Consider the following 289-nt stretch of genomic DNA (forward strand, 5'->3'; position numbering starts at 1 on the left):
GAAAGAATGAGGTTTCGTGGAGACATCATGAAGACGGCCATGGGGGGCTTGGGCGGCATGCAGGATAAAATCCTTCTGATTGAAGATTCCGTTGCTCTGTCCATGCTGCTGAAGACGCGCCTTTCGGAAGAGACGCAGGCCGAGGTAATCCATTGCGACAGCATGGCCGCGGCCGATACCCTGCTGCGCGCCCATGATTTCACGCTGGCGCTGACGGGTCTCAATCTTCCCGACGCTCCGAAGGGTGAAATTCTGGCGCTGCTCTCCGAACGCAAAGTGCCCGCCATAG

Annotated in this window: 1 pseudogene; it reads left to right on the forward strand. The window is 57.8% G+C overall.

Features of this window, described 5'->3' with window-relative positions:
- Window positions 1-57 precede the first annotated feature (57 nt).
- Window positions 58-289: pseudogene (locus EN845_RS34865) on the forward strand (response regulator); the annotation flags it as partial.

This window comes from Mesorhizobium sp. M8A.F.Ca.ET.202.01.1.1, assembly GCF_004791595.1.
Taxonomy (GTDB): domain Bacteria; phylum Pseudomonadota; class Alphaproteobacteria; order Rhizobiales; family Rhizobiaceae; genus Mesorhizobium.